The following is a 25,630-nucleotide window of genomic DNA, read 5'->3' as shown; positions in this document are numbered from 1 at the left end:
CCTCCCCACCGCCCGAACCCTCCCCGTCGCCTCCGGAGCCTCCGGAAGGGGAGGCGGGCTTGAGGACGTTGACGTGGGCCACGCGGGTCGCGGCGGGGGCATGGCCGGTGAGCGACTGCACGCGGGTGCCCAGCTGCTGGAGCAACCCCTCGGCCTGCTCCGGTTCGCGGTTGGCCGCGACGGCGCGCACCTGGGCCGTGAGTGTGTCCGCGGCGTTGAGCAGCAGGTCCACCAGGTCCCGGTCCAGGAGCTTGCGGTCCTGCCGCACCGCGTCCACCAGGTCCTCCACCCGGTGCGCCAGCATCGCAATGGGCTCGAAACCCATGGACGACGCCATGCCCTTCACCGAGTGGGCGTGCCGGAACATCGAGTCCACGGTGCTGGCGGTGGCCTCGCGCTCCAATTCCACGAGGTCCCGCCCGAGCGCCTCCAGGTGCTCGGTGGCCTCCGAGATGAAGAGGCCCAGGTACCGGGACATGTCCATCGTCATGACCCGGCACCTCCTTCAAGCGGGGGGGACTGCGACCCGGGCGGGCGCGGCCCCTTCAGCGCCGCTTCAGGCCTCGCCCAGCACCTTCTTCACGACCGCCAGCACGTCCTCCGCCCGGAACGGCTTGACGATGAAGTCCGAGGCGCCCGCCTCGATGGCCTCCATCACCAGGCTCTCCTGCCCGAGCGCCGAGCACATGATGACGACCGCGCTGCTGTCGGCCTTGATGATTTCCCGCGTGGCTTCAATGCCGCTCTTGAAGGGCATCACGATGTCCATCGTCGTGAGGTCCGGCTTCAACTCCTTGAACTTCTCCACGGCCTCCAGGCCGTTGGCCGCCTCACCGACGACCTCGAACCCTCCAGACGCAAAGATGTCCTTGATCATGTTGCGCATGAAGATGGCGTCGTCGACGACCAGGACCCGCTTAGCCATGTGAAGAACTCCGCCTCCGTTTCAGGCCTAGAGGGAGCGCACCCTATCACCGGCCGTTTCCGGGGGGCTACTCACTTGGAGGGAGTGAACAAGGCAACGACCGCCGCATCAAGTCCTTCCGGATCCAGCACGGTCACTCCCAGACCGCCCAGGCGGGCAACACCGCGAATCGCGGGCATGACCTTGCCCGGGGCCGCGCTGACGCGCTCCACCGCCTCGATACCGTCCACGTCCGTCACCAGGAGGCCCAAATCCCTGCGACCCCGGTCCAGTAGCACGACACGGCACAGGGGCGTGGGACCTTCTGGCAGGTGCAGGAGCTGCCGCAGCTCCACCACCGTCACCACCCGGCCCCGCAGGTTCATCACTCCAGTGATGGCGGACGGGGCGCGGGGAACGCGCGTGTAGCGCTCCGGGGGCACGACGACCTCCCGGACGGCCGACAAGGGCAGCCCGTAGCGTTCCTTCTCGACCCGGAAGATGACGTGCCGCACGGTGAAGGCCCTTGTACCGGAAGGCGGCTGGAGGCGGGGGGACGAACCGGGACGCTCAGGGCCCCAGGCGGAAGCTGCGCACCACGCTCTGCAGCTCCACGGAGAGGTTGGTCAGCTCGCTCGCCAGCGACGTCATCCGCGACACCGCGGCCGTCTGCTCCTGGATGACGGCCTGGATGGCCTCCGTGGAGCTGGCGTTGTTCTTCGCCACGAGCTTGATCTCCTCGATGGCCTTCACCATCTCCTCGCTGCCCTTCATCTGGTCGCGGGTGCTGTCGGAGATGAGCGTCACCTTCTCCGCGCCCTTGCGAGCGGTGTCGGTGATGGCCCCCATGGAGCGCATGATGTCGGTCAGGTCCTCGCGGCCCTCCGCCAGCTCCGCGATGCCTTCCTTCATGGCGCTCACGACGGAGGTGGACTGGCCGGAGATGTCGCGCGCCAGGCGCGAAATCTGCTCCGCGGAGCGGCCCGCGCTCTCCGCCAGCTTGCGCACTTCATCCGCCACCACCGCGAAGCCGCGGCCGTACTCGCCCGCGCGCGCCGCCTCGATGGTGGCGTTGAGGGCCAGGAGGTTCGTCTGCTGCGCCACCTGGGTGATGGCGTCGACGATCTTGGAGATCTCCTGCGTCTTCTCGCCGAAGGCGAACACCTGCTGGCTGGCGGACTCGATGCGGTTGAAGACCTTCTTCACCTTGTCGCCCGCGAGCCGCGCCGCCTTGGAGCCGTCCTCCGCGCTGCTGCTGGTCTCCGCGGACGTGCGGGCCGCGTCCAGGGCGCTGGCCGCCGTGCGCTGGATGCTGCCGGCCATCTCCGTGATGACCTTGGAGGCCTGGGACACGAGCTGGGACTGGGTCTCCGCGCCGCTGGCGATCTTCTCCATGGACGAGCCCACTTCCTCCGTGGACCCGTTGACGTTCTCCGCGGAGCGCTGCAGGTCGATGGCGGTGTCCGCCACGCTCTTGGCGGTGTCCTGGATCTTGCCCACCAGCTCGCGCAGGTTCTCCTGCATGCGGGAGATGGCGCCCGTCAGCTCGTCGATTTCGTCGCGGGTGCTGTGCACCTCCGCGGCCACGGGCTTGGACAGGTCCCCCTGCGAAATCTCGAAGGCGGAGCGGCTGAGCACCTTCACGCGGGTGACGCGCGCCAGCAGCGACGGAAGGAACGTGGCGCCGCCGAAGGTGATGAGCACGCCCACGCCCACCCGGATGATGAAGGCCCAGCGGCCCCAGGACGCGTCGAAGAGGCTCTCCGTGCACAGCAGCCACGTGCCCAGCAGCAGGCCCAGCAGGATGTAGCCGGTGGTGATCTTCCGGTGCAGGGACTGCTCGCGGACTACCTTGGGGCCGTCGACGGCGCGTAGCAGTCGCTGCACCGGCTCGCGTCGGGGGGTGAGGCCAGAGGGTGGGTCGTCGCGAAGGGGGCGGCGCACGGAGTGCTTTCAGCGGGAGGGGCGGAAAACAGCCCAGGGGTTTAGCCTTGCTGTCTGGTACGGGTCAATCATCCGGCTGGATCTGCCTGCCTGACCGGGCAAAGTGATCGAATCCCGAGGGAGGGGTCAGAAGACGCCCCCCCGCGTCGCGAATCCGCAACGTTCTCTCCCGGGTGAGCACTCCCATGCGCGTCACCTCCTGCCCGGCGCGAGCACACGCTCGCTCGAACGCCTGCATGCGTGGAGGTGGGACGGCGAGCAGCAGCTCGTAGTCCTCCCCTCCCCGCAGGGCACCTTCCGGGCCCAGGGCCGCGCGCACGGCGGGCGACAGGGGCAGCCGGTCCCGTTCCAGTTCCGCGCCCACCCGGGACGCGGCGCACAGGTGGCCCAGGTCCTGCGCCAGCCCATCCGACACGTCCATTCCGGCGGAGGCGAAGCGCGCGGCCAGCCTTCCCAGGGCGATGCGGGGTTCCGGGCGGCGCTGGCGCTTCACGGCCGCGCCCCGGCGGATGCCGGCCTGGAGCTGCTGGAGCCCCAGGCGCGCGTCGCCCAGCGTGCCGGAGACGTAGAGCGCGTCCCCGGGCCGGGCGCCCGCGCGGGTGAGGGGCGCGTGGGACAGCTCCCCGGTGACGGTGAGGGTAACGGACACCTCGCGCGCGGAGGTGAAGTTGCCGCCCACGAGCATGATGCGGTGGGCCTTCGCGAGCGCGGCCATGCCCCGGCCCAGCGCGGACACCTCACGGGCGGGGAAGTCCCGGGGCAGCGCGAGCGCGCAGACGAACCAGCGCGGCGTGGCGCCCATGGCGGCCAGGTCCGACAGGTTCACCGCGAGCGCTTTGTGGCCGATGTCCGCGGAGGAGAACGTCGCTCGGGTGAAGTGCACGTCCTCCACCACGGCGTCGGTGGTGACGCACAGCGCGCCCTTCATGGGGGCGATGACGGCGCAGTCGTCCCCCGGGCCCACCGGCACGCGCGCGCGCGGGAAGCAGGCGAGGAAGCGTTGAATGAGGTCGAACTCGCCGGGCATGGAGGACAGTGAAGACCACGCCCGCGCCCGGGGACGCAATGCTGACCAGCGAACCGGCGGACGGGAGCGGGCCGCGTGGCGTTGACGGTGTCGGACCGCCCAGGCATAGGACAGGGAGTGCCCTCTTCCGCCACCCCTCTGGACCTGCGCCGCCGGCTGGTGACGGAAGCGCTGGGCTGCGGGCTGGTGGTGGTGGCGCTGGAGGGTTCGCACCACGTCGCGGAGCACCTGGGCGCGAGCGCCACCGAGGGACGCCTCTTCATGTCCCTGTCGTGCGGCGCGGTGCTGGCGTGCCTCTTGTGGGTGCTGCGGCCGCTGTCGGGCGCGCACCTGAACCCCGCGCTCACCTTCGCGGACGCGCTGGGGGACCGCACGCCCTGGCGCGAGGTGCCGCTGTACGCGCTGGCGCAGCTGTCCGGCAGCCTGGTGGGGCGGCTCGTCGCGCACGGCATGTGCAACGAACCGCTGCTGCTCACCGCGAGGATGCCCGCAGCGGACGGGGCCCGGTTCCTCACGGAGATGGTGGCGACGTTCGGGCTGCTGGTGGTGGTGCGCGGCTGCGTGCGCACGCGGCCGTCGGCGACGCCGCTGGCCATCGCGGGGTACGTGGCGGCGACGGTGTGGTTCACGGACTCGCGCTCGCTGGCGAACCCGGCGCTGGTGCTGGCCCGCGCGGTCAGTGCCCACGCGGGCGTGATGAGTCCGTGGGAGGTGGAGTCCTTCGTCGCGGCGCAGCTGCTGGGCGCGGCGCTGGCGGTGTTCCTCTTCCGGTGGCTGCTCGGCGGCGGCACGCCCCGGCCCGCCGCCACGGCCGTGGAGACCGTCGTCTTCGAGTGCGCGGAAGCAGGGCCCGCGCACCTGGCCGCCGCCCTCTTCAACGCGCTGGCGCACCCGGACCGGGCGCGCGCGGTGGTGTCGCCGCCGCCGGGCACGGGCCTGGATGACGGGCCGCCGGCGGCCGTGGCGGCGCTGATGCGGGAGGCGAACCTGCGCGCCGCGCCGCCGCGCGACCGGAGCGTGCCGGCGTCGCACTACGTCCTTATTGATGTCGCGGGTCAGGCCCCGGGCATGGACGCACGCGTGCGCGAGCGCTGGTCCCTGCCCGCGCTGTCATTGAAGGACGAGGCCAGCGCGAAGGCACTGCAGGCGGCGCTGCGGCCCAAGCTTCACCAGCTCCTCGCGCGCCAGGGTTGGGAGCGGCTGCACGTCGTCAACGGCGGCGGCCCCGCCCCGGAAGGCCCCCGCGCCCTCACCTGACGCGGCGGGTGCGTCCTCCAGGTGAAGCGCCATCTCTTCCCGGCAGGGGTCCACCGTGCGCGGCGCGCGCCCGTCATGACGTGACGGAGCGCCAGCCGGGCCGCGCGAACTGGTCCGACTGTCGGACCAGTTGGGCACAGCGGAGGCCGGCCGGCGGTGGACGGCATGTCCATCCAGGGCTGGGGCGTGACGGGGTGCGGCGTTGACGTCAGCGCGACAGGCGAGCATGACGGTTCGAGAGAGGGCTTCACCATGATGGAAGGTCTTCCCCCCGTCGTTTCGTGGCCGCCGCTGCAGACGCTGATGCGGCTGACGCTCGCGCTCGCGGTGGGCCTGTTCGTCGGGCTGGAGCGCGAGTGGCGCGGCAAGGAGGCCGGCCTGCGCACGTTCGGCTTCGCGGCGCTGCTCGGCGGCATGGGGGGCCTCCTGGGTCCGAACTTCGCGCTGATGAGCCTCGCGCTGCTGGGCGTCCTGCTGTGCTTCCTCAACTGGCAGTCCCTGCGCGCCAACGGCGGCGCGGAGCTGACCACCTCCGCCGCGCTGCTCGTCACGGGCTTCACCGGCGTGCTCTGTGGCCTGGGCCATACCGTCACCCCCGCCGCGGTAGGCGTGACGACGGCAGGCCTGCTCGCGTGGAAGGAGCGGCTGGCCACCTTCAGCCACAAGATCACCGCCGAGGAGCTGCGAAGCGCCATCCTGCTGGCCATCCTCGCCTTCGCCATCTACCCGGTGCTGCCCTCGCAGCCGGTGGACCCGTGGGGCCTCATCGAGCCGCGCGCCGCGTGGGTGACCGTCATCCTCATCGCGGCCATCGGCTTCGTGAACTACCTGCTGTGGAAGGTGTTCGGCACGCACGGCGTGGAGGTGACGGGGTTCCTGGGCGGACTCGTCAACAGCACCGTCACCGTGGCGGAGCTGGCCAACCGCGTGCGCGAGACGTCCGGGCGCCTGCTCGACGTGGCCTACCGGGGCGTGATGCTGGCCACCGCCGCCATGGCGCTGCGCAATGCCGTGCTGCTGGGGCTGCTCTCGTTCCGCGCGCTCGTGGACTCCGCCATCCCGCTGGTCCTCATCCTCCTGTCCAGCACGGGGCTGGCGCTGATGCGCTCGCGCACGGAGGCCGCGCCCGGCGCCGAGCCGCCCGCCCTGCCCCTCAAGTCGCCCTTCTCGCTGCCGTCCGCGCTGAAGTTCGGCCTCATCTTCCTGGCGCTCCAGGTGGTGGGCACCGTGGGCCAGACGCTCCTGGGCCGCTGGGGCTTCTACGCGGTGAGCGCCCTGGGCGGGCTGGTGTCCAGCGCGTCCGCGGTGGCGTCCGCAGCGTCGCTGTGCGCCAACGGCACCATCTCCCCCACGACGGCCGGGGTGGGCGCCATCATCGCGTCGCTCGCCAGCGCCGCCATCAACTTCATCCTCGTGGCGCGCGTCTCCGAACAGCGCTCGCTCACCCTGCGCCTGGGCCGGGCACTGGGCGTCGTCATGCTGCTGGGACTCGCGGGCGCGCTCGTGCAGACGCGCCTGCCCACGTTCCTGCCGCTGGACCCCGGCGGCGCGGGCCTGTTCAAGCCCCACGCCCCCGGACAGCCTCACGCGGACTGACGCGGAGGCTCAGACGCAGAAATAGGTCGCGTCCGTCCAGCCCCACTGGCCAGTGGCCAGGCGCTGCACGTACATCCAGTTGCCGTCGCGGCTGTACACCTCCACGCCCTCGTTGCGATAGATCTGATCGAACACGGCCCCGCCCGGCGAAACGCGCAGGCCCACGGTGTTCGCGTTGCACACCCAGCGGTAGTACTTCGCGTGCACCGGGCGGTCGGTGTTCTCCTCCTGGGCGGGCGCGTTCACCTGGGGGGTCTCCCCCGGCTGCGCCTCCATCTCCTCGGGCGCGCCACCACAGCCCACCAGCAGACCGGTAATAGCGAACGCAGCCACGCCGAACGCGCGGATCGATGACGTCTTCATGAGCCACTCCAATGTCAGGGGGGTTGGACTGCGGAAAACATCTTATCCACGTTTAATGCGGATTCAAGACTAAGCCGCATAAACGACTAATCCAGGACACAAACCCAGCCATCCCTCGGCTCCGCAGCCAGGGCATGCGAACGCGGGCGCGATGCGTCACCGCACCCCGGCGCCCCGGCCTCCGGCTGTCTGCCTTTAGAAGCGGTCCGGCTCCGGCATGGGCGGCGCGGCGGTCAGCCCGCGCTCCTGCATGGGCGGGTGCAGCGGCAGCTGGACGATGAAGCGCGAGCCATGGCCGAACTCGCTCTCCACGCGCACCCGGCCGCCGTGGCCCTCCACCAGGCTCTTCACGATGGCCAGCCCCAGCCCCGCGCCGCCGAACTCGCGCGTGGAGCTGCCGTCCACCTGGTAGAAGCTCTGGAAGATGCGCTCGAACTCCTCGGCGCGGATGCCCACGCCGGTGTCCTCCACGCTGATGCGGTAGCCGGGCACGCCCAGTTCCTGCTGCATCGCCGCGTCCGACAGCGTCACCTTCACCCGGCCGCCCGCGGGCGTGAACTTCACCGCGTTGGCCAGCAGGTTCACCACCACCTGACGCAGCTTGTCCAGGTCCCCCGCGAGCCTCGGCTGCGGCGTGTGCGGCAGCCGCACCTCCAGCTCCAGGCCCTTGCGCTGCGCCTGCGGCAGCACGCTGGAGACCGCCGTCTGGATGACGTAGCCCGGGTCCACCGGCGCCATGGACAGCCGCAGGCGGCCCGCTTCAATCTGGCTCAGGTCCAGCAGCGAGGAGATCATCGAGAGGAGCGTCTCGCCCTTCTCCACGATGGTGCGCACGTACTGGAGCTGCTCCGGGTTGAGCGGCCCCGCCAGCCCCTCCGCCATCATCTCCGAGTAGCCCAGGATGGACGCGAGCGGCGTGCGCAGCTCGTGGCTCACCGTGCCCAGGAAGGTGGACTTCAGCCGGTCCAGCTCCTTGAGCCGCGCGTTCGCCTGGATGAGCCGCGCGTTCTGCGCCTCCAGCTCCCGGTGCACCTCCAGCGTGGACTCCAGGTGCAGGTGCGTGGCCAGGTACGCCTTCTGCCCGCTGGCGACGAGCGCGCCCAGCACCTGCCCGAAGTGGCCCAGCACCTGCGCGGCGGTGCGCTCCGGCACGCGGCGCACGCGGCCCAACAGCTCCTGCGCGCGCTCCAAATCCAGCCCCTGGATGCCGGTGAGCGTCTGGGGGAAGTCCGCCAGCTCCTCCGGCGTGAAGGGCCCCAGGATGACCCGGCCCAGCAGGTCGCCGTCCCAGCGCACGGGCATCACCACGTAGCGCAGGCCGGTGAAGCACGTGAGCGCGATGAGGCCCGCCGCTTCGGAGACGTCTCCGTCCGCCACGCGCCCGCCAGCCTCCGGCAGCACGGGGCCGTCCTTCACGCGGCCCACCATGGCGGTGCACGCGTGGCGGCCGTCCGGGAAGGAGAAGACGTAGGCGCAGAAGTCGCCGTGGCCCACCTTCACGTCCGCCAGCTTGTTGCCGCGCGTGTCCAGCACCTTGATGCCCACGCGGTACAGGTCGCTGAAGCCCTTCACCACCTCCGTGAAGGACGGCAGGTCCAACAGGTCTCCCAGCGACAGCCGCCGCTGGAGCGCGGACTCGCGCCGGGGCGCGCTCGCGGTGTTCCGGGGCCCTCCGCTTGATGCGCCGTTCATGGCGCCCTCCCGCTCTCCCTGCCGCCAGGCATGGCGCCGGGCCCGTACCGCCCCTCCAACGCCGTGCCGCTCAGGTCGATGTGACGGAAGATCTGCGCCAGGAATTCTTCTTCGCTCAAGCCCACGTTGCGCGAGAGCTGGGCCCGGCCCTCCAGCGCGCGCCAGGCCGTCTGCACCACGGCGTGGAAGGTCTCCACCACGCCCTCGCCTCGCACGGCCACGGAGCCCACCACCGGCTGGCTGCCCCGGCGCTGGACCTCCGCCAGCTCCGCGTCCGTCAGGCTGTCTGGCAGGTCCCGCTTGTTGAACTGGATGACCACCGGCACCTGCGTGGGGTCCAGTTCCATCTCCCGCAGGTTCTCCTGCAGGTTGCGCCAGTAGTTGTTGTTCTCCTGGGCCGCGTTGCGGCGGCTGTCCGCGATGAAGACCACCGCGTCCGCGCCCTGCAGCACCACCCGCCGCGTGGCGTTGTGGATGACCTGACCGGGCACGGTGAAGAGCTTCACCTTCACCTTGAAGCCCGTGGACGTGGAGAAGAAGACGGGCAGCAGGTCGAAGAAGAGCGTCCGGTCGTCGTGGGTGTCCACCGACAGGAGGCGCCCTCGCACGTCTGGCCGCGCCCGGGCGTGCAGTTTGCGCAAGTTCGTCGTCTTCCCGCTCAACCCGGGGCCGTAATAGACGATCTTGAGCGTCAGCTCGCGCTGGGCGTGGTTGAGTTGCAAGGGGCAGAGCTCGGACCGAGGGGGACCCGGACAGGGGTTTTATAATGGCCTCACGCCCCGCGCGGAAGGCCGCTCGCAGTCCAGACGGCGGGGCGGAACGCGTTCTCCCGGAATGACGCTCCTTCGCGCGACGTTTCGAGTAGTTCCTGCTTCCCGCCTGGGAGGAGGACGTCTCCCCACACTGAAAACAGGACAATGCGCGCGGAATGATCGCGTGCATGGGTAAGGGGGGACCGGTTAGGATCGCGGACGCGACGGAGGAGCAAGGCGATGACGATGAAGCAGGTGGACCCTGGCGTCGAGGTGGCGGCCCCCACGCCGGTGCTGGATGGAGCGACGCTCCCCAACGATCTGGTGAACGGGGTCAAATTCGGTCCGCCCACCGACGAGGACCTGACGACGGTGTCGGCCTTGCGCGCCAACTCCGAGCCCTGGAAGGGGCGGGGGGAGAGCCAGGAGGAGAGCCTCAAGGCCCTCACCCAGCTCAAGCCCTTCCTCCATGTGGCGCGGATCCAGAATCAGGTGGTGGGCTACGTGACGGTGGAGCGCGACGGCCCGGTGCCGGGCGCGGCCTACCTGCGCAACATCGTGGTGAAGCCGGAGCTGCGGCGCCAGGGTGTGGGCGAGAAGCTGCTCGACAAGGCGTTGGACGCGGCGCGTGACATGTACCGCAAGACCATCGCGCTGCGCGTGGACCCGGCGAACGCGCCGGCGGTGGGCTTCTACCGCAAGGCGGGCTTCACCACGGTGGCCACGGTGGTCTCCAAGAAGTCCGGCAAGCTGCGGCTCCTGATGTCGCGCGAGCTGTAGTCCTCGGACACCCCAGCAACCGGCAGCACCCGACGGGAGGGGCCCTCACACGGCCGCTCCCGTCGTGCATTGGTGGGCCTGCCCCCCTGGGTGACCTGGGGCGCGGCGGTCGACTATCCTCGCGGGAGTTCCCACCCCGCCGGGCCTGACGCGCGGCAGCAGTGGGGCTTCCCCCTGAATGAAACCGCTCGCGGAACTGCTGCGTCATCTGTCGCGTCCTGGAATCACCGAGCTGGCCCTGGCCAGCGGCCGTCCTCCCATGGTGCGCGGCGCCAGCGGCTACGAGCCCGTTGATCCCGGCGCCCTCTCCACCGATGAGCTCGTGAAGGCCCTCCAGGCGATGGTGGGCATGGCGCGGGCCTCCACCGTGTCAGAGACGCCGGTGCAATGGACGGTGAACGCCACCGGCCTGGGTTCCATCACCATCGCGGCGGTGCGCCGGGGCGAGCTGATGAACGTGCGCCTCACGCGCGCCGCGGAGGGTGCGGCGCAGCCCGCGGCTCCAGCGGCGGCTCCGGCGCAGGCAGCGGCTCCGGCGCAGGCAGCGGCTCCGGCCGCGCCCACGCGGACGCCCTACGCGGGAGCGCCGGCGGTGTCCGCGCAGGCACCCACGCGGACGCCCGCGGTGTCCGCACCGGTGGAGGCGGCCGCTCGCGCCGCGCAGCCCGGTGCGGTGGGCGCTGCCGCGAGAGGCGTCCCTGGCGGCCCGGCCGCTTCGCCCCAGGCGGGCGCGGCTGCCGCGTACGGCGGTGCGGCCTCTCACGCGGGTGTTCCGGCACACGCGAGCGTTCCTGCCCATGCGAGCGCCGCGGCCCCTTCCGCTTCCAGCGCGAATCCCCCCGCGCGGGTCATCCCCATCTCGCGCGGGACCTCCGCTCCGGGCCGCGACCTGACCGTGCTGCTGGAGCAGGCGCGCAGCATGCTCGCCAGCGACCTGCACCTGGTGGCCGGGCGGCCTCCGCTGTTCCGCATCGCCGGGGAGCTGCTCCCGCAGGACACGCCGCTGTCCCCGGAGACGGTGGAGCGGCTCCTGCTCCCCATCATCCCGGAGCGGCTGCGGCACGTGCTGGAGAAGGACGGCAGCGTGGACTTCGCGCTGGACTCCGAGGACACCGGCCGCTTCCGCGTCAACGTGGGCCGCCAGCGCACGGGCCTCAAGGGCACCTTCCGCGTCATCGCCCGGGAGATCCCCACCCTGGAGTCCCTGGGCCTGCCGCCGGACATCGCCAAGGCCACGCACCACCACCAGGGCCTCATCGTCCTCACCGGCCCGTCCGGCCACGGCAAGACGAGCACGCTCGCGGCGCTGGTGGACATCATCAACCGCGAAACGACGCACCACGTGCTCACCGTGGAGGATCCGGTGGAGTACGTGCACCCGCGCAAGCGCGCCCTCATCAGCCAGCGCGAGGTGGGCACCAGCACCCGCACCTTCGCCAGCGCCCTCAAGGGCAGCCTCCGCGAGGACCCGGACGTCATCGTCGTGGGCGAGCTGCGCGACACGGAGACCGTGCGCATGGCGCTCGCGGCCAGTGAGACGGGCCACCTGCTCATCAGCACCATGAACACGCCCAGCGCGGCGAAGACCATCGACCGGCTCATCGACCTCTTCCCGCCGGCGGATCAGCAGCAGGTGCGGCTGTCGCTCTCCAGCGGCCTGCGCCTCGTCGTCAGCCAGCGGCTGATGCCCAGCACGGACGGCAAGTCCCTGGTCGCCGCCGCCGAGGTGCTCACCGGCTCCATGGCCCTGGGCAACCTCATCCGCGACAACAAGACGTATCAAATCCCCTCCCTCCAGCAGCGCGGCAAGTCGCTGGGCATCATCCGCTTCGAGGACTCGCTCGCGGACCTGGCCCGCTCCGGCAAGGCGACGCTGGAGACCGTGAAGGGCTTCGCGGAGAACCCGGACGAAATCGAGGCCATGGTGACGGGCAAGCGGCCCGGCGCCGCGCCCACCGTGGCCCCGCCCGCCTCCGCCCAGGAGGGCGCGCGGATGCTGTCCAAGGTGGGCTCACTGCTTGGCAAGAAGGGCGCCTGACATGACGGACACCCCTCGCATCGCGACCTGGTTCGACGTGCTGCTGGAGAGGAAGGGCAGCGACCTGCACCTGGGCGTGGGCTACCCGCCCCTGGGCCGCATCCGCGGCGAGCTCGTGCCCCTGCGTGACGAGCCCCTCACCACCGACGAGCTGGAGTCCCTGCTCTTTGAAATCTGCTCGCCCGAACAGAAGCGGCAGATTGTCGAGGAGCTGGACCTGGACTTCGCCTACGGCTACGGCACCAAGGCCCGCTTCCGCGCGAACTACTTCTACAAGATGACCGGCATTGGCGCCGTGTTCCGCACCATCCCCAGCAAGGTGCTGTCGCTGGAGGACCTGAAGACGCCGGAGGTGGTGCGCAAGCTGGCGGACCGCCGCAGCGGGCTGGTGCTGGTGACGGGCCCCACGGGCTCGGGCAAGTCCACGACGCTCGCGGGGATGATCAACCACATCAACAAGACGCGCGCGTCACACGTGCTCACCATCGAGGACCCGGTGGAGTTCGTGCACGAGTCGCTCAAGGCCCAGGTCACCCACCGGGAGGTGGGCCCGCACGCGTCCAGCTTCGCCACCGCCATCCGCTCCGCCGGCCGCGAGGACCCCAACGTCATCCTCATCGGCGAGCTTCGCACCAACGAAACCATGAAGCTGGCGCTCCAGCTGGCCAGCTTCGGCGTGCTCGTCTTCGCCACGGTGCACACCAACAGCGCCCCGGCCACCATCGATCGCATCATCAACGCCTTCCCCGCGGACGAGCAGGGCCAGGTGCGCGGCATGCTCGCGGAGTCGCTGGCCGGCATCGTCGCCCAGCAGCTCATCAAGACCGCGGACGGCAAGGGCCGCGTCGCCGCGCTCGAAATCCTGGTGGGCGGCCCCGCCATCGCCGCCATGATCCGCGAGGGCAAGGTGTTTCAAATCGCCTCCAAGATGCAGGCCGGTCAGAGCCAGGGCATGCAGACCCTGGACATGCACCTGGAGCGGATGGTGAAGGACGACGTCATCCTCCCGGATGCCGCCCTGGAGAAGGCCCAGGACAAGGAGAACTTCGTGAAGGTCATCCAGCGGCTGAAGCCGGACTGGGCGGTGCCGGAGACGCTGAAGGCCTGAGCAGGCCCCCTTGAGGAGGTGAAACATTTGCTTTCACCCCCCGACTTCGCGTTTGTTCGGGAGTGAACATGGACCTGCCCACCGGGGTGGGTCCTCTACTTCCGAGGGGGAAGTCGCTCATGAACGAAGAACAAGCAGAGATGATGCGGCAGGCGATGGAGCAGCAGCAGGATGCGCAGTCCTTCGGAGTGGTCGGCCTCCTGTTTTCGCTCATCTATCTCGCGTTCATCGCCGCCTACATCGCGGGCCTGTGGAAGATCTTCGTCAAGGCAGGGCGTCCGGGCTGGGAAGCCATCATCCCTTTCTACAACCTCTACATCCTGCTCCAGGTCGTGGGCCGTCCCGGCTGGTGGCTGGCGCTGTACCTGTTCTGTCCTCCCGCGGGCCTCATCGCGCACATCATCGTGTGCATCGACCTGGCGAAGTCCTTCGGCAAGGACATGGGCATGGGTGTCGCCAATATCTTCCTCGTCGGCATCCCGATCCTGGGCTTCGGTGACGCGCAGTACCAGGGGCCGTCCGCCGCTGGCGGTGGCGTGGCCGCGGCGTAGTCCGCACGCGGCCTTCTGGCCGTGAATGGCGGCGGTGGAGGGGCCTTCCGGTCGCTTCACCGCCGTTCGTGTTTCATGGGCCCGCCATCACTCGCCCGGTGACGCGACATCCAGTAGAGCGGAGCGCGATGCCTGGACCACGCGCGTCTCCCCGTCTGTCGCTCCCCTGCCGTCTTGGACTGGCGTTGCTGCTGCCCGGCGTGGCCACCGCGCAGGCCGTGGACGGAGGCACGCCTCCTGAAACGGAAGCCGCCGCGCCCGCGGTCCCCACCGAGCCCGAGCCTCCCCGCGAGACCCGCACGGTCGTCACCGCGACGCGCCTGCCGCGTCCGCTGCGCGACGTGCCCGCGACCACGGTGGTGATTCCCCGCGCGGAAATCGAGCGCAGCCCCACGCTCACGCAGGACGCGCTCGTCCGCACGCTGCCGTCCGTGGCCACGTTCCGCCGCACGCCGTCGCTTGTCGCGGACCCCACGGCGCAGGGGCTCAACCTGCGGGGGCTCGCGCCTTCGGGCGTGGCTCGCGGGCTGGTGCTGCTGGATGGCCTTCCCTTCAACGACCCCTACGGCGGCTGGGTCTTCTGGCGCGCCCTGCCCCGCCTGGGCCTGGACCGCATCGAGGTCGTCCCCACCGGCGGCTCCGCGCTCTATGGCAGCGCCGCGCTGGGCGGCGTCGTGCAGCTGTTCTCCCGGCCCATCACCGGCCCGGTGCTCGACGCGGATGTGTCCGTGGGCAACCTGGGCACCGGCTTCGCCGCCGCTCGCGTCGCGGACCGCTGGGGCCGCGTGGGCGCTTCGCTGGAGGTGGAGGGCCTCACCAGCGACGGCTACCGCATCGTCCCCGAGAACCAGCGCGGCCGCATCGACGGCAACACCCCGTCCGAGCACGTCAGCGCCCAGGCGCGCGTCGAAGCGGAGGCCACCGACCACCTCTCCCTCTCCGCCCGCGCCGGCGTGTTCCGCGAGCATCAGAACGGCGGCACCCAGTACACCGTCGCCAGCGTGGACCTGGCGTGGTTCGCCGCGAACGCCCGCCTCCGCACGGACACCGCCGGCGCCTTCGAGCTGGGCCTCTTCGGCCGCACCCAGCACTTCGCCCAGGACCGCGCCCGCGTCACCCCGGACCGCAACTTCGAGGTCCGCTCCGCCCTCCAGGACGTGCCCGCGAACGACCAGGGGGGCTCGCTCGTCTGGACCGGCCCGGACATGACGCTGGGCGGAACCCACGTGCTCGCCGCGGGCGTGGACGTGCGCCGCTCCGACGGCAGGGCCGACGAGCTGCTCTTCCCCGCCGCCTATACCGCCACGACGCGCTACGCGCGCACCACGCAGGGCACGCAGCTGTCCGGCGGCGTCTTCGTGCAGGACCTCTACACCGTGTCCCCCGCGCTGGAGTTCGCGGGCACGCTGCGCTGGGACACGTGGCGCAACTTCGACGGCCGCCAGCTGGAGAGCTTCGCGAACGGCACCACGTCCACCATCCACTTCGAACCCCGCACCGCCCGCCAGCTCAGCCCGCGCCTGGCCGCGCGCGTGCGCCCCTTGGACTGGCTCACCCTGCGCGCCTCCGCCTACCGCGCCTTCCGCGCCCCCACCCTCAACGAGCTCTACCGCCCCTTCCAGGTGGGCACCGTCCTCACCGCCGCGAACCCGGACCTGGGCGCCGAACGCCTCTGGGGCACCGAGGCCGGCGTGGAGGCCACCGGCCCGCGCGGGCTCACCGGCCGCGTCACCGGCTTCTGGAACGTGCTGGACGCGCCCGTCACCAACGTCACCCTCGCCACGCCCCTGCCGGACGGCGCCACCCGCCAGCGCCAGAACCTGGGCCGCGCGCGCGTGCGAGGCGTGGAGCTGGGCGCGGACTGGCGCCTGTCCCGTCAGTGGACCGCGCTGGCCGCCTACACCTTCGTGGACCCCGTCGTCACGCGCGCCCCCGGCCAGCCGGACCTCGTGGGCCGCCAGCTTCCGCAGGACCCCCGGCATCGCGGCTCGCTCGCGGTCACCTTCGAGGACGCGTCCATCGTCTCCGTCACCGCGCAGCTGCGCGTGGTCGGCCCGCAGTACGAGGACGACCTCAACACGCGCGGCATGGGCGGCGCGGCGGTGGTGGACCTGTTCGTGAGCCGCCACCTCTTCTGGAAGGTGGACGCCTTCGGCGCGGTGGAGAACCTCTTCGACCGCCAGTACCTCGCGGGCCGCGCGGGCGTGGACACGCTCGCCCCACCCTTCCAGGCGCGCGTGGGCCTGCGCCTGCGCGACGTGTTCAGCGAATCGAGCGCACGGGCGGCACCGGGCGCACCGGGCCGTTGAACCAGCGGCTCAGCTCCGTCGTGTCCTCCATCCGCTTCGCGGGCGGCAGGCTGGAGAGGAACACGCGGCCGTAGCTCTTGGTCACGATGCGGCGGTCCAGCATCGCCACGATGCCCCGGTCCGCCTGCGTGCGGATGAGCCGCCCGAAGCCCTGCCGCAGCGCCAGCGCCGCCTGCGGCAGCTGGTACTGGTCAAAGGGCTCCTCCCCTCGCGCTTGAATCTGACGGATGCGCGCGGCCACCAGCGGGTCCCCCGGCGACGCGAACGGAAGCCGGTCGATGATGACCAGGCTCAGCGCGTCCCCGGGCACGTCCACGCCCTCCCAGAAGCTGTGCGCGGCGAAGAGCACGCTGGGCGTCTGGCGGAAGGCGTCCAGCAGCTGCTGCTTGGGCCGCTCGCCTTGCAGCAGGGCCTGATAGGGCAGCCGCGTCGCCGTCAGCTCGTACGCGCGCACCATGTTGCGCAGCGACGTGAAGAGCACGAACGCGCGCCCGCCCGTCACCTCACACAGCTGGATGATCTCCTCCGCCGCCGCCTCGATGAAGCCCGGGGCGCTGGGGTCCGGCAGGTGCGTGGGCAGGTACAGCGCGGACTGGCGCGGGAAGTCGAACGGGCTGGGCACCGCCAGCGTGCGCACGCGCGTCACCGGCTGGCCCTCGTCGTCGTACATGCCCATGCGCTTGGCGAAGAAGTCGAAGCGGCTGTCCGCCGCGAGCGTCGCGGAGGTGAACACCACCGTGTCCAGCGCGCCGTAGAGCCGGTCGCGCAGCTCCTTCGCCACGTCGATGGGGTTCGCGCGCAGGAACAGCCCCTTGCCGCGCGCCTCCGCCCAGTAGACGTGGTCCGCGGACTCGGACTTCTCCAGGAACGTGAGCTGCTCGGCCATCTCCTCCGCGCGGCGGTGGATGGCGGCCAGCTCCGGCTCGCGCTCGCTGCCCGCGAAGGACGCGAGCGCCGCCAGCCCCTCGCGCACCTGCTCCAGCGCGCCGGACAGCTTGCCCATCGTCTCCGGGCGCAGGGCCACGGTGGACTCCTGGCTGGACAGCCCCAGCGCGCGCGGCGCCTGGAGGAACAGCGCGTCCGCGTGCGAGCGCACCCGCTGGGCCAGCGCGGAGAGCGTCGCGTGCCGCTCGTCCTTCGCCGGCAGGGCCGCCACCGCGTCGCGCGACAGCTCCTCCAGCCGGTAGTTGGACACGCTGCACCCGAAGTGGCTGCTGGCCGCGTCCTCCAGCGCGTGCGCCTCGTCGAAGACAACGGCGTCGTAGAAGGGCAGCACGCCTTCCGTGCGCTTGCCGGAGCTGCGCAGCGCCAGGTCCGCGAAGAACAGGTGGTGGTTCACCACCAGCAGGTCCGCGACCTCCGCGCGCTTGCGCATCCGCGTGACGAAGCACGTCTCATACATCGAGCAGCGCGAGCCCAGGCACGTCTCCGACGTGGTGGACAGCCGGGACCACGCGGCGAAGGACTCCGGCAGGTCCAGCTCCGCCCGGTCCCCCGTCTCCGTCTGCGTCACCCACTTCTTGAGCAGCGGCCACTGCTTCGCCTCTTCGCGTGAGACGAACTGCGGGTCCTTCTCGAAGGACTCGTAGCGGTGCAGGCACAGGTAGTTGCCGCGCCCCTTGAGGTACGCCGCCTCGAAGCGCAGCCCCAGCTTCTCGCTGAGCAGCGGCAGGTCCTTGAAGAACACCTGGTCCTGGAGCGTCTTCGTGGCCGTGGACACCACCACCTTGCGCCCCGACAACAGCGCGGGCACCAGGTAGGCCAGCGTCTTGCCCGTGCCCGTGCCGGCTTCGGCCAGGAGGTAGCTGCCCTCGGAGAAGGCCCGCTCCACGGCGCGCGCCATCTGGAGCTGCTCCGGGCGGTGCTCGTACGCGGGCAGCGCCTCTTCCAGCGCGCCACCAGGACCCAGCAGGCTGTCGACAGAAGGGGGACGGGGCGCGGGCGCGGACATGCGGCGGTCTTCGGGGGTCAGGAGGACGGAAAGGCGGCCCCGCAGGATAACAGCGCCCGGCGCCCCCCGCGCGCTCCACGATTCGGCCAAAATGCCTTGTCCCCCGCCCGCCAGGGAAGCGGGCCGGCCAGCGCCTTCCGCCTAGAAGGCCCCGCGCATCAGCTGGAAGAGCACCAGCATGAGCAGCAGGGACACCACGATCACCGCGACCATCACCGCGCTCTTCACCTTGCGCGCCGTGGCCGGTGAGGGCCCATCGGCGGCGAGCGACACCACGGACGTCACCCGGCGCACGACCTCGTCCCGGGCGCGAAGTGCCTGGGCGTCGCCCGGCACCCGGGCCAGCCGCAGGCGGTACAGCCGGCCCGCCATGGCCAGCTCTCCCCGCCCCATCGCCTGGGACAGCAGCCGGTCATGCGCGTCCCAGTCGTGCCACGTCTCCAGCAGCGCGCGCCACTCGCTGGCCAGGGCTTCAGAGGGCTGGTGCTCGTCCGGGATGAAGTTGGCGTAGACCAGTCCGCACGCCACGCAGGACCCGGCGTCATCGCGGATGGGCGCCACGCACTTGGGACAGTGGCCCGGCGGTGCCTGGAAGGGGTCCCCGTCCGGCGCGAGCGGGTCCACGGCGGGCGCGTCCGGACGCACCACGCGCAGCCCGGTGACGCTGGGCCGCGAGGGAGGTGGCGGCAGCGGGCCCACGGAGAGCACCTTCGCGGGCGCCGCCATCCCGCCCTCGTCGTCCGCGTCTCCCGGCATGGGGACCGGCCTCGCGGACGCCGGCTTGGAGAGGGAAGGCGCCGCCCGCGTCCACGCCCCACACGCCGGGCAGGCCACGGCCAGCCCGAGGGGCTCGAGGGCGTAGGTCTCCACCTTCACCAGCCGGTCGCAGCCTTCGCACTGGTACTTCATGACCAGACCTCTCGCAGGGGGATGGGCATCGCGCACCCTACCAGCGCCAGCAGGCACAGCGCGCAGATGACCTTGCGCGAGGTGCTCAGCGGCTCCTCCGGCCGCACCACCTCCGGGTGGCCGAAGCCCACGACCTTGCTCGCCACCACCAGCCACAGTCCCCACGACGCGGTGACGAACACGGTGAGGAAGAGCAGCACCCCCGCCACGCCCTGGCCCACCAGCCGGGCGCGCGCCCCGAACACCGCGAACGTCAGGTGCCCGCCGTCCAGCTGTCCCACCGGCAGCAGGTTGAGCAGCGTCACCAGCAGGCCGAACCACGCGGCCATCACCACCGGGTGCACCACCACGTCCTTGCCCTCCGGGACGGGGCCCAGCGCCAGCCACGTCAGCGCCTTCATGATGAGGTTGTCCCCGAACAGCGTCTGGTGGCTCGTGTAGAGGGGGTTCGCCGCGGGTGGCGCCTGCGTCACCTTCTCCATCACCCACCGCAGCAGGTCCTGCCCCAGCACCCACAGCGACGACTCGCCGGGGAACGTGGACGGCACCGGCGGCGAGTCCACCACCGTGGAGTGCAGCAATCCCCAGTAGAGCAGGGGCAGCGCCACCACCAGGCCCGCCAGCGGCCCCGCGGCGCCAATGTCCACCAGCGCGTTGCGCGTGGGGATGCGCCCGCGCAGCCGGATGACCGCCCCCAGCGTGCCCAGGCTCCCCGGCACCGGCAGTGGGATGAAGTACGGCAGGGACGTGTCCACCCGGTGCCAGCGCGCGAGCACGTAGTGCCCCATCTCGTGCGACCCCAGGATGGCCAGCAGCGACCCGCTGAAGAACAGCGCCTGCGTCCGGTCCTCCGCCAGGAGCCCGCCCCCGCTGAACGGGAACGAGCGCCCGAAGAGCAGCAGGTACGCGAGGAACGTCGTCCCCAGCGTCACCGCGAACAGCAGCAGGTGCAGCCAGACGCGGGCCGGAGCGGGCCGTGGAACGGAAACCGGGTGCATGCGCGAAGATGCCTCACGTCCGCAAGCGGGGCGACCGGTCCTGACGCGCCCGGCGGATGAAGTGTCAAACACAACTCGGATTACCCCGTCCCGGGTCCTTGACTTGAAAAAGCCTTCTGCTACGAACCGCGCCGTTTGAGGTTTCACCGAACGGCGGAGCGCCCGTCCGGGCTGCCCCGCCACCATCCAAGCCACCGTCAGTTGGGGAGATAACCATGAAGAAGTTCATCCTGTCCGCCGTTGCCGCCGCCTCCCTCGTGGGCTGCACCAGCGTCGAGTCCGCCGTCGTCTCCGGTTCCGAGATCGCCGCCAACGGCGAGGCCGTGGCCGTCATCCAGGGCAGCTCGCTGGGTCTGACCGCGATCTTCCACATCATCGACATCGTGCAGAGCGACCTGGACACCGTGGTCAACAAGCTCCTCATCACCGAGGCGAAGGCCATGGGCGCCTCCAAGGTGGACCTGAAGTCGGCGAGCACCACGCCCCGTCACGGCATCTTCGCCCTGTTCGGCACCATCATCGGCATCACCAGCTCCTCCGCGACCGGCGTGGCGGTGAAGTAGTCCCAAGCTGCCTCCTCACCGAGGCAGTCCGAAGGCCCCCTGGAAACAGCGGGGCCTTTTCCATTTCGAGCCACCGAGCCCGTCTCCCGAGCCCCGTCCATGCGCGCCCTCCTCCTGTTGCCCCTCGTGTGCCTCCTCGCGTGCCGTTCGTCCTCCTCCGGGGGCGCGAACGACGCGGAGCTGATGGCCCAGGTGCGTGAGAAGCTTGCCGCGCGCGACGCGAAGCTCCAGGCCTACCAGCTGGAGGGCACCCAGACGGAAGGCGATACGGCCTCCGCGGGCTTCAGCTTCGCCTACCGCGCGCCCCAGAAGATGCGCGGCACCGTGTCCGCCCCCCAGGCGCGGCAGGTGTGGTGGGACGGCAAGCACCTGTACGAACAGGTGGAGGCGACGAAGCAGTTCACCACCTTCACGTCCCAGGTCTCCGCGGAGAAGCTGTCCGCGTTCCTCACCGAAATCTTCACCCCCTTCGTGCCGGACGGCTTCCGCGCGCCGCTGCTGCTGCGCAGCACGAAGGCGAAGCGCACCACCGGCCTGCCCCAGGCCAGGGAGGCCGTGGAGCTGACCATGGCGCTGGAGGGCGAGGCGGCCGGCGGCGTGGAGGTGACGTACGTGCTGCGCTGGCCCACGCTGGACTTCCTGGCCAGGCGGACGCGCGCGCCGGACGGCACCCGGGCGGAGGTGCGGATGGAGGAGGAGCACTGCGACGCGGGGCTGGGCCTGTGCGTGCCGAAGAAGCTCACGCGCTGGCTGGGGGACGCGAAGCAGGGGCAGATGGTGCTCTCCAAGGTGGACCTGAAGGCGACCCTGCCCAACGACGCCTTCACCCCCGCCACGCCGGAGGGATACAGCGTGCAGACCCGGACACTCGTGGACAGCGAAGCGCAGGAGAGTGGACCGAAGCCACCCTCGGGCGGTTGACCGCTCCGTCAACCATCGCCACCTTGGTCGGCGGAGGTTCGCCGCTCATGGTTGAGAACGTCATCTTCGACGTGGATGGGACGCTGATCGACTCGGTGGACGAGCACGCCGAAGCCTGGCGCCGGTCGTTCATCGAGTTCGGCCGGGACATCCCGTTCGCCCACGTGCGAAGCCAGATTGGCAAGGGCGCTGACCAGCTGCTGCCCGTCTTCTTCAACGACGAGGAGCTGGAGCGCTTTGGCAAGGACCTGGAGGAATACCGCTCCGCGCTCTTCAAGCGCGAGTTCATGCCCAAGGTCCGCCCCTTCCCGCGCGTGAAGGAGCTGTTCCAGCAGCTGCGCAAGCGCGGGCGCAAGGTGGCCCTGGCGTCCAGCGCCAAGGACGACGAGCTCAAGCGCTACGTGGAGCTGTGCGGCATCGACGGCCTGTTCGAGGCGAAGACGAACAAGGACGAGGTCGACAAGAGCAAGCCGCACCCGGACATCTTCGACGCGGCGATGGCGAAGCTGGGCAAGCCGGACCCCGCCACGGTGGTGGTGGTGGGCGACACGCCCTACGACGCGCTGGCCGCGGGCAAGCTGCACCTGGCGTCCGTGGGCGTGCTGTGCGGCGGCTTCCGTCCGGATGACCTGCGCACGGCCGGCTGCCGCACGCTGGTGAAGGACCCCGCGGAGCTCTTGCGCCGCCTGGAAGAGGACCCGGAGGGCTGGCCCTGGGACGCGGCGTCGCGGGACACCTCCAAGGACGAGGAGTCGCGCTGAGCGGAAGGCGTGGATGAAGGCGCCCCCGGCGGCCACGAATCCGTGGCCACCGGTGGAACCTCTCAGGCGCTACTTGCGCGAACCGCCCCGCTTCGCGCGTGAACGGGATGCCGTGCTCTTGCGCGCGGCCCCACGGCGCGCCGTGCTGCTCTTACGGGCCGTGGAGCGCTTGCCGGCGGTGGTGCGCGAGGTGGCCTTGCGGCCGGTGGTGGTGCGCTTCGCCCGGGCGGGAGCCGCCCTCTTGCGGCTGGAGGTGGCGCTCTTCTTCGCGGTGGCCGCGCGGCGCTTGCCGCCCACGCGCCCGGCCTTGCGCGCGTTCTTGCGGGCCGTGGGGCGCTTCCGGGCCGCCTTCGCCTTGCTGCCGGAGCCACCCTTCATGCCGCCACCGGTGAGCTTGTTCACGGTGGCCCACGCACGGGCCTCCGCGGTCTTCTCGCTGGTGCCCTTGTCCTCGTAACCCTTCTCGATGTGCTCGGCCATGCGCTTCTGCTTCTCCGAGTACTTGTCCTTGCTTCCACGCGCCATCATCACCCTCCTGGAGAACGGTCCGGCGCGGGTCCGTGGCACGGAGTCCGCGTCGCCTGGAAGGTGAACACGCCTCCCCAGGGAGGGAACCCGTCAGACCCCTACCCCTGTCCACCCCCGGAAGTTCCCCGCGGTCCTGGAGGCGGGAATGGACAGTGCACCTGCCCTTTTCGCTCGGGTCCCGCTGGTGCCGGAGCGCGGTCGTGCGCAGCTTCGAGGCGCCGCACAGAAAGCCGAGGTTTCCTCTGGAACCCGCACTCAACGCGCCTCCGCGACTCCGTCATCTGGACGAAGGGCCCGCGGTCCTGGTGGTGAACACGCGCTCGCGCTCGGGGCGTGACGCCTTCGAGAATGCCCGAGAGCTGTTGGCCGCCCACGGCATCCCGCTCATGGCCGCGCACGCGCTGACGCGGCCCAAGCGGCTGCGCAAGGTGGTGGAGGAGGCCATCGCCCAGGGGGCCCGCCGCATCCTCGTGGGGGGAGGCGACGGCACCATCAGCTGCGCGGCGCAGGCGCTGATGGGCCGCGACGTGACGCTGGGTGTGGTGCCGCTGGGCACCGGCAACGACTTCGCGCGCTCGATGGGCATCCCGGACACGCTGGAGGCCGCGTGCGACGTCATCGCTGGCGGCTACACGGCGCGCGTGGACGTGGGGCTCGTCAATGGCCGGCCCTTCCTCAACGCCGCCAGCCTGGGGCTCACCACCGCCATCGCGAAGCGGCTCACGCAGGAATTGAAGCAGCGCGCGGGAAAGCTGGCCTACCCCATGGCCGCCGCCGCGGAGGTGCGCACGCTGCAGCCCTTCCACATCCGGCTCCAGGCGGACTCACAGACGCTGGAGGTGGACGCGCTCCAGTTGGTGGTGGGCAACGGCCGCTACCACGGCGCGGGCAACATGGTGGCGCCGGACGCCACGCTGGACGACCGCAAGTTCCACGTCTACGCCATCACCGCGCCCTCCGTGGCGGACGGCGGCGAGCGCACGGGCCTGGGCCACCTGCAGGACGTGGCCACGCTGGCGCGCGTGGCGATGGGCATGAGAAGCGGCGGGCACCTGGAGCACGAATCCGTCGTGCACCTGCACACGTCGCGGCTCGTCGTGGAGACGGACCCGCCCATGGAGATGAACGCGGACGGGGAGAACGTGGGCATGACGCCCATGCGCTTCGAGTTGGCCCCCTCGGCGCTGCGCGTCTTCGCGCCCGCGCCGGAGGAGCCGCACTAGGCCCTCTTCGCGCTACACCTTCTCCAGCACGCTGGAGAGCACCTGGGCGGTGAAGTTCACCAGGGGAATCACGCGCCGGTAGTCCATGCGCGTGGGCCCGATGACGCCCACGGTGCCCAGCACCGCCTCCGCCGTGCCGTAGGGGCTGGCGATGACGGTGACGTCGCCGGCGGCGGAGAACTCGCTCTCCGCGCCGATGAAGACGTGCATCTCCTTGGTGCGCTGCACGCGGTCCAGCAGGTGCAAGAGCTTGTGCTTCTCATCCAGGGCGCGGAAGAGGGCGCGGATGCGCTCCACGTCCGCGAACTCGGGCTGCTCCAGGAAGGAGCCGGTGCCTTCGATGAGCACGCGCTCGGGCGTCTGCAGGTCGGTGGCGGCGGCGCCCAGGCGCAGGGCCTTGGCGGTCAGCGCGTTGTAGAGGGCCTGCTCCTGGTCCATCTCCGCGCGGATGCGCTCGCGCGCCTCTTCCAGGGGCACCTGGTGCAGGAGCTCGGAGAGGTAGTTGCTGGCCTTGATGAGCTCATCGGACGTCACCGGGAAGTCCACGGTGAGGGCCTTGTTGTGCACCTGGCCGTTCTGGCCCACGAGGATGGCGAGCACGCGGTTCTCGCGCAGGCGCAGGAACTCGATGCGCTGGAACACGGCCGCGTCCGGGCGGGGCGTGAGGACGACGCCGGCGTGCCGGGTGAGCGAGTGCAGCACCCGGCTGGCCTCCGACAGGATGTCGTCCAGGCTGGACTCGTGGACGAGCCCGGCGTGGATGAGCTCGCGGTCGCGGGGGGCGGGGTCGCGCAGCTTCACCAGGGTGTCCACGTAGAAGCGGTAGCCCCGGTCGGTGGGCACGCGGCCGGAGGAGGTGTGGGGCTTCTCCAGGAAGCCCAGGGCCTCCAGGTCGGCGAGCACGTTGCGCATGGTCGCGGAGGACACCTCGAACTCTCCGCGGCGCGTCAGTTGCTGACTGCCGACCGGGCCCCCGGTGGTGATGTACTCCTGCACCACGGCCCGGAGGACTTCCTTCTCGCGCTCACCCAATTCGTCGGGCATTCCCGCTCACGCTCCGAAAGTGGTGGGCCCGACCTCCGGGCCTCCATGCCTCCTGTAGAATTCTAAAAGGGACGCCCGGGGCATTCAATTGGCAGTGCCGTCTTGGAGGGCAGGCAGGCGGGGCGCTGGCTTCCTGGGCAGCGGAGCGGGTACGGCAAAGCGCACATCGCCCCGGAGGGTGGCGGGGGTTAGAAGGCCGCCGCCGTGACGACCGCGACCGTGACCCCTGACGTTTCCGAGCCCACGCCCCACCGGGGCCGGCTGTTGTTCAGCCTCTTCTCGCTCTACGTCATCTGGGGGTCGACCTACCTGGCGATGCGGTTCGCGCTGACGGGCTTCCCGCCCTTCCGGATGGCGGGGCTGCGCTTCCTCCTGGCGGGGGGGCTCCTGTTCGCGGGGTTGCGGCTGAAC

24 protein-coding genes and 1 pseudogene are annotated in these 25,630 nt (G+C 70.9%); 12 read left to right on the top strand and 13 right to left on the bottom strand.

The genetic code is table 11. From position 1 onward, the window contains the following. The 5 genes from D7W81_RS23475 to thiL all read right to left on the bottom strand — a co-directional run. On the bottom strand, positions 1-490 hold a 490-nt coding region (locus tag D7W81_RS23475), incomplete at its 3' end, for an Hpt domain-containing protein (RefSeq protein WP_208721434.1). A gap of 66 nt (positions 491-556) precedes the next feature. Beyond that, positions 557-925, bottom strand: coding sequence for a response regulator (locus tag D7W81_RS23470; RefSeq protein WP_014400067.1), 369 nt, complete (start codon positions 923-925; stop codon positions 557-559). Positions 926-996: 71 nt separating this feature from the next. Further along, positions 997-1,419, bottom strand: coding sequence for a chemotaxis protein CheW (locus D7W81_RS23465; protein ID WP_120557627.1), 423 nt, complete (start codon positions 1,417-1,419; stop codon positions 997-999). A 55-nt stretch (positions 1,420-1,474) separates the two neighbouring features. Beyond that, positions 1,475-2,848 carry a methyl-accepting chemotaxis protein gene (locus D7W81_RS23460; protein WP_120557626.1) on the bottom strand — a complete coding sequence of 458 codons (1,374 nt, stop codon included), beginning with the start codon at positions 2,846-2,848 and terminating at the stop codon, positions 1,475-1,477. Positions 2,849-2,912: 64 nt separating this feature from the next. Continuing rightward, positions 2,913-3,875, bottom strand: a complete 963-nt coding sequence (thiL, locus tag D7W81_RS23455; RefSeq protein ID WP_120557625.1) for a thiamine-phosphate kinase — start codon at positions 3,873-3,875, stop codon at positions 2,913-2,915. A 117-nt stretch (positions 3,876-3,992) separates the two neighbouring features. Here thiL and D7W81_RS23450 point away from each other — a divergent pair, with 117 nt between their 5' ends. Both D7W81_RS23450 and D7W81_RS23445 read left to right on the top strand, forming a co-directional pair. After that, positions 3,993-5,132: an aquaporin gene (locus D7W81_RS23450; protein WP_244227378.1), complete on the top strand. Its 1,140-nt coding sequence runs from the start codon at positions 3,993-3,995 to the stop codon at positions 5,130-5,132. A 252-nt stretch (positions 5,133-5,384) separates the two neighbouring features. Further along, positions 5,385-6,728, top strand: a complete 1,344-nt coding sequence (locus tag D7W81_RS23445; protein ID WP_120557631.1) for an MgtC/SapB family protein — start codon at positions 5,385-5,387, stop codon at positions 6,726-6,728. 9 nt (positions 6,729-6,737) lie between these two features. Here D7W81_RS23445 and D7W81_RS23440 read toward each other — a convergent pair whose 3' ends face one another. The 3 genes from D7W81_RS23440 to D7W81_RS23430 all read right to left on the bottom strand — a co-directional run bounded on the left by D7W81_RS23440 (position 6,738) and on the right by D7W81_RS23430 (position 9,505). Then, positions 6,738-7,091 carry an SH3 domain-containing protein gene (locus D7W81_RS23440; RefSeq protein WP_120557624.1) on the bottom strand — a complete coding sequence of 118 codons (354 nt, stop codon included), beginning with the start codon at positions 7,089-7,091 and terminating at the stop codon, positions 6,738-6,740. A gap of 195 nt (positions 7,092-7,286) precedes the next feature. Next, positions 7,287-8,783 (bottom strand): ATP-binding protein, encoded by a 1,497-nt coding sequence (locus D7W81_RS23435; RefSeq protein ID WP_120557623.1) that lies wholly within the window; start codon positions 8,781-8,783, stop codon positions 7,287-7,289. After that, positions 8,780-9,505, bottom strand: a complete 726-nt coding sequence (locus D7W81_RS23430; RefSeq protein WP_120557622.1) for a GTP-binding protein — start codon at positions 9,503-9,505, stop codon at positions 8,780-8,782. Before D7W81_RS23430 ends, D7W81_RS23435 begins: the two co-directional genes overlap by 4 nt. A gap of 270 nt (positions 9,506-9,775) precedes the next feature. Here D7W81_RS23430 and D7W81_RS23425 point away from each other — a divergent pair, with 270 nt between their 5' ends. From D7W81_RS23425 to D7W81_RS23405, 5 genes are all read left to right on the top strand, one after another. After that, positions 9,776-10,315: a GNAT family N-acetyltransferase gene (locus D7W81_RS23425; protein WP_120524697.1), complete on the top strand. Its 540-nt coding sequence runs from the start codon at positions 9,776-9,778 to the stop codon at positions 10,313-10,315. Positions 10,316-10,493: 178 nt separating this feature from the next. Beyond that, positions 10,494-12,353 (top strand): type IV pilus twitching motility protein PilT, encoded by a 1,860-nt coding sequence (locus D7W81_RS23420; RefSeq protein WP_120557621.1) that lies wholly within the window; start codon positions 10,494-10,496, stop codon positions 12,351-12,353. Between the two features lies 1 nt (position 12,354). Next, positions 12,355-13,461 (top strand): type IV pilus twitching motility protein PilT, encoded by a 1,107-nt coding sequence (locus D7W81_RS23415; RefSeq protein WP_120557620.1) that lies wholly within the window; start codon positions 12,355-12,357, stop codon positions 13,459-13,461. 119 nt (positions 13,462-13,580) lie between these two features. Beyond that, a complete protein-coding gene (locus D7W81_RS23410; RefSeq protein ID WP_208721432.1) occupies positions 13,581-14,012 on the top strand; it encodes a DUF5684 domain-containing protein in 432 nt (143 codons plus the stop codon). 128 nt (positions 14,013-14,140) lie between these two features. Beyond that, a complete protein-coding gene (locus D7W81_RS23405; RefSeq protein WP_120557619.1) occupies positions 14,141-16,321 on the top strand; it encodes a TonB-dependent receptor domain-containing protein in 2,181 nt (726 codons plus the stop codon). Here the strand turns inward: D7W81_RS23405 and yoaA are convergent. From yoaA to D7W81_RS23390, 3 genes are all read right to left on the bottom strand, one after another. Further along, positions 16,275-18,272, bottom strand: a complete 1,998-nt coding sequence (gene yoaA, locus D7W81_RS23400; protein ID WP_120557618.1) for a DNA repair helicase YoaA — start codon at positions 18,270-18,272, stop codon at positions 16,275-16,277. The genes D7W81_RS23405 and yoaA overlap by 47 nt on opposite strands. Positions 18,273-18,413: 141 nt before the next feature. Continuing rightward, a complete protein-coding gene (locus D7W81_RS23395) occupies positions 18,414-19,181 on the bottom strand; it encodes a hypothetical protein (protein ID WP_120557617.1) in 768 nt (255 codons plus the stop codon). Next, positions 19,178-20,179, bottom strand: a complete 1,002-nt coding sequence (locus D7W81_RS23390) for a site-2 protease family protein (RefSeq protein WP_120557616.1) — start codon at positions 20,177-20,179, stop codon at positions 19,178-19,180. Before D7W81_RS23390 ends, D7W81_RS23395 begins: the two co-directional genes overlap by 4 nt. Before the next feature lie 215 nt (positions 20,180-20,394). On the opposite strand from D7W81_RS23390, the gene D7W81_RS23385 reads away from it, so the two are divergent. The 3 genes from D7W81_RS23385 (at position 20,395) to D7W81_RS23375 (ending at position 22,424) form a co-directional block, all read left to right on the top strand. Further along, positions 20,395-20,742 carry a hypothetical protein gene (locus tag D7W81_RS23385; RefSeq protein WP_120551649.1) on the top strand — a complete coding sequence of 116 codons (348 nt, stop codon included), beginning with the start codon at positions 20,395-20,397 and terminating at the stop codon, positions 20,740-20,742. A gap of 99 nt (positions 20,743-20,841) precedes the next feature. Beyond that, complete coding sequence (locus tag D7W81_RS23380; protein ID WP_120557615.1) at positions 20,842-21,663, top strand: hypothetical protein; 822 nt, start codon at positions 20,842-20,844, stop codon at positions 21,661-21,663. Positions 21,664-21,710: 47 nt separating this feature from the next. Continuing rightward, on the top strand, positions 21,711-22,424 hold the full coding sequence (locus tag D7W81_RS23375; protein ID WP_120557614.1) for an HAD family hydrolase: 714 nt from the start codon (positions 21,711-21,713) through the stop codon (positions 22,422-22,424). A 69-nt stretch (positions 22,425-22,493) separates the two neighbouring features. Here D7W81_RS23375 and D7W81_RS23370 read toward each other — a convergent pair whose 3' ends face one another. After that, complete coding sequence (locus D7W81_RS23370) at positions 22,494-22,949, bottom strand: transcriptional regulator (protein WP_120557629.1); 456 nt, start codon at positions 22,947-22,949, stop codon at positions 22,494-22,496. A 308-nt stretch (positions 22,950-23,257) separates the two neighbouring features. Here D7W81_RS23370 and D7W81_RS23365 point away from each other — a divergent pair, with 308 nt between their 5' ends. Further along, entirely contained in the window at positions 23,258-24,175 is a 918-nt protein-coding gene (locus D7W81_RS23365) for a lipid kinase (protein WP_244227377.1), read from the top strand. Positions 24,176-24,187: 12 nt separating this feature from the next. Here the strand turns inward: D7W81_RS23365 and hrcA are convergent, their stop codons facing one another. Beyond that, complete coding sequence (gene hrcA / locus D7W81_RS23360; protein WP_120557613.1) at positions 24,188-25,219, bottom strand: heat-inducible transcriptional repressor HrcA; 1,032 nt, start codon at positions 25,217-25,219, stop codon at positions 24,188-24,190. A 204-nt stretch (positions 25,220-25,423) separates the two neighbouring features. Between hrcA and D7W81_RS23355 the strand changes: the two are divergent. Then, positions 25,424-25,630, top strand: a pseudogene (locus D7W81_RS23355) (drug/metabolite exporter YedA); the annotation flags it as partial.

This window comes from Corallococcus aberystwythensis (assembly GCF_003612165.1).
Classification (GTDB): domain Bacteria; phylum Myxococcota; class Myxococcia; order Myxococcales; family Myxococcaceae; genus Corallococcus; species Corallococcus aberystwythensis.
The sequence above is the reverse complement of the archived record's forward strand: the minus strand, read 5'-3'. Positions and strand labels throughout refer to the sequence as shown.

Bases quoted from the DNA above. Each gene is read 5' to 3' on its own strand.
- D7W81_RS23440 (WP_120557624.1), bottom strand. From the start codon at position 7,091: ATGAAGACGTCATCGATCCGCGCGTTCGGCGTGGCTGCGTTCGCTATT.
- D7W81_RS23385 (WP_120551649.1), top strand. From the start codon at position 20,395: ATGAAGAAGTTCATCCTGTCCGCCGTTGCCGCCGCCTCCCTCGTGGGC.
- D7W81_RS23420 (WP_120557621.1), top strand. From the start codon at position 10,494: ATGAAACCGCTCGCGGAACTGCTGCGTCATCTGTCGCGTCCTGGAATC.
- yoaA (WP_120557618.1), bottom strand. From the start codon at position 18,272: ATGTCCGCGCCCGCGCCCCGTCCCCCTTCTGTCGACAGCCTGCTGGGT.
- D7W81_RS23470 (WP_014400067.1), bottom strand. From the start codon at position 925: ATGGCTAAGCGGGTCCTGGTCGTCGACGACGCCATCTTCATGCGCAAC.
- hrcA (WP_120557613.1), bottom strand. From the start codon at position 25,219: ATGCCCGACGAATTGGGTGAGCGCGAGAAGGAAGTCCTCCGGGCCGTG.
- D7W81_RS23445 (WP_120557631.1), top strand. From the start codon at position 5,385: ATGATGGAAGGTCTTCCCCCCGTCGTTTCGTGGCCGCCGCTGCAGACG.
- D7W81_RS23370 (WP_120557629.1), bottom strand. From the start codon at position 22,949: ATGGCGCGTGGAAGCAAGGACAAGTACTCGGAGAAGCAGAAGCGCATG.
- D7W81_RS23375 (WP_120557614.1), top strand. From the start codon at position 21,711: ATGGTTGAGAACGTCATCTTCGACGTGGATGGGACGCTGATCGACTCG.
- D7W81_RS23410 (WP_208721432.1), top strand. From the start codon at position 13,581: ATGAACGAAGAACAAGCAGAGATGATGCGGCAGGCGATGGAGCAGCAG.
- thiL (WP_120557625.1), bottom strand. From the start codon at position 3,875: ATGCCCGGCGAGTTCGACCTCATTCAACGCTTCCTCGCCTGCTTCCCG.
- D7W81_RS23395 (WP_120557617.1), bottom strand. From the start codon at position 19,181: ATGAAGTACCAGTGCGAAGGCTGCGACCGGCTGGTGAAGGTGGAGACC.
- D7W81_RS23390 (WP_120557616.1), bottom strand. From the start codon at position 20,179: ATGCACCCGGTTTCCGTTCCACGGCCCGCTCCGGCCCGCGTCTGGCTG.
- D7W81_RS23435 (WP_120557623.1), bottom strand. From the start codon at position 8,783: ATGAACGGCGCATCAAGCGGAGGGCCCCGGAACACCGCGAGCGCGCCC.
- D7W81_RS23380 (WP_120557615.1), top strand. From the start codon at position 20,842: ATGCGCGCCCTCCTCCTGTTGCCCCTCGTGTGCCTCCTCGCGTGCCGT.
- D7W81_RS23425 (WP_120524697.1), top strand. From the start codon at position 9,776: ATGACGATGAAGCAGGTGGACCCTGGCGTCGAGGTGGCGGCCCCCACG.
- D7W81_RS23415 (WP_120557620.1), top strand. From the start codon at position 12,355: ATGACGGACACCCCTCGCATCGCGACCTGGTTCGACGTGCTGCTGGAG.
- D7W81_RS23405 (WP_120557619.1), top strand. From the start codon at position 14,141: ATGCCTGGACCACGCGCGTCTCCCCGTCTGTCGCTCCCCTGCCGTCTT.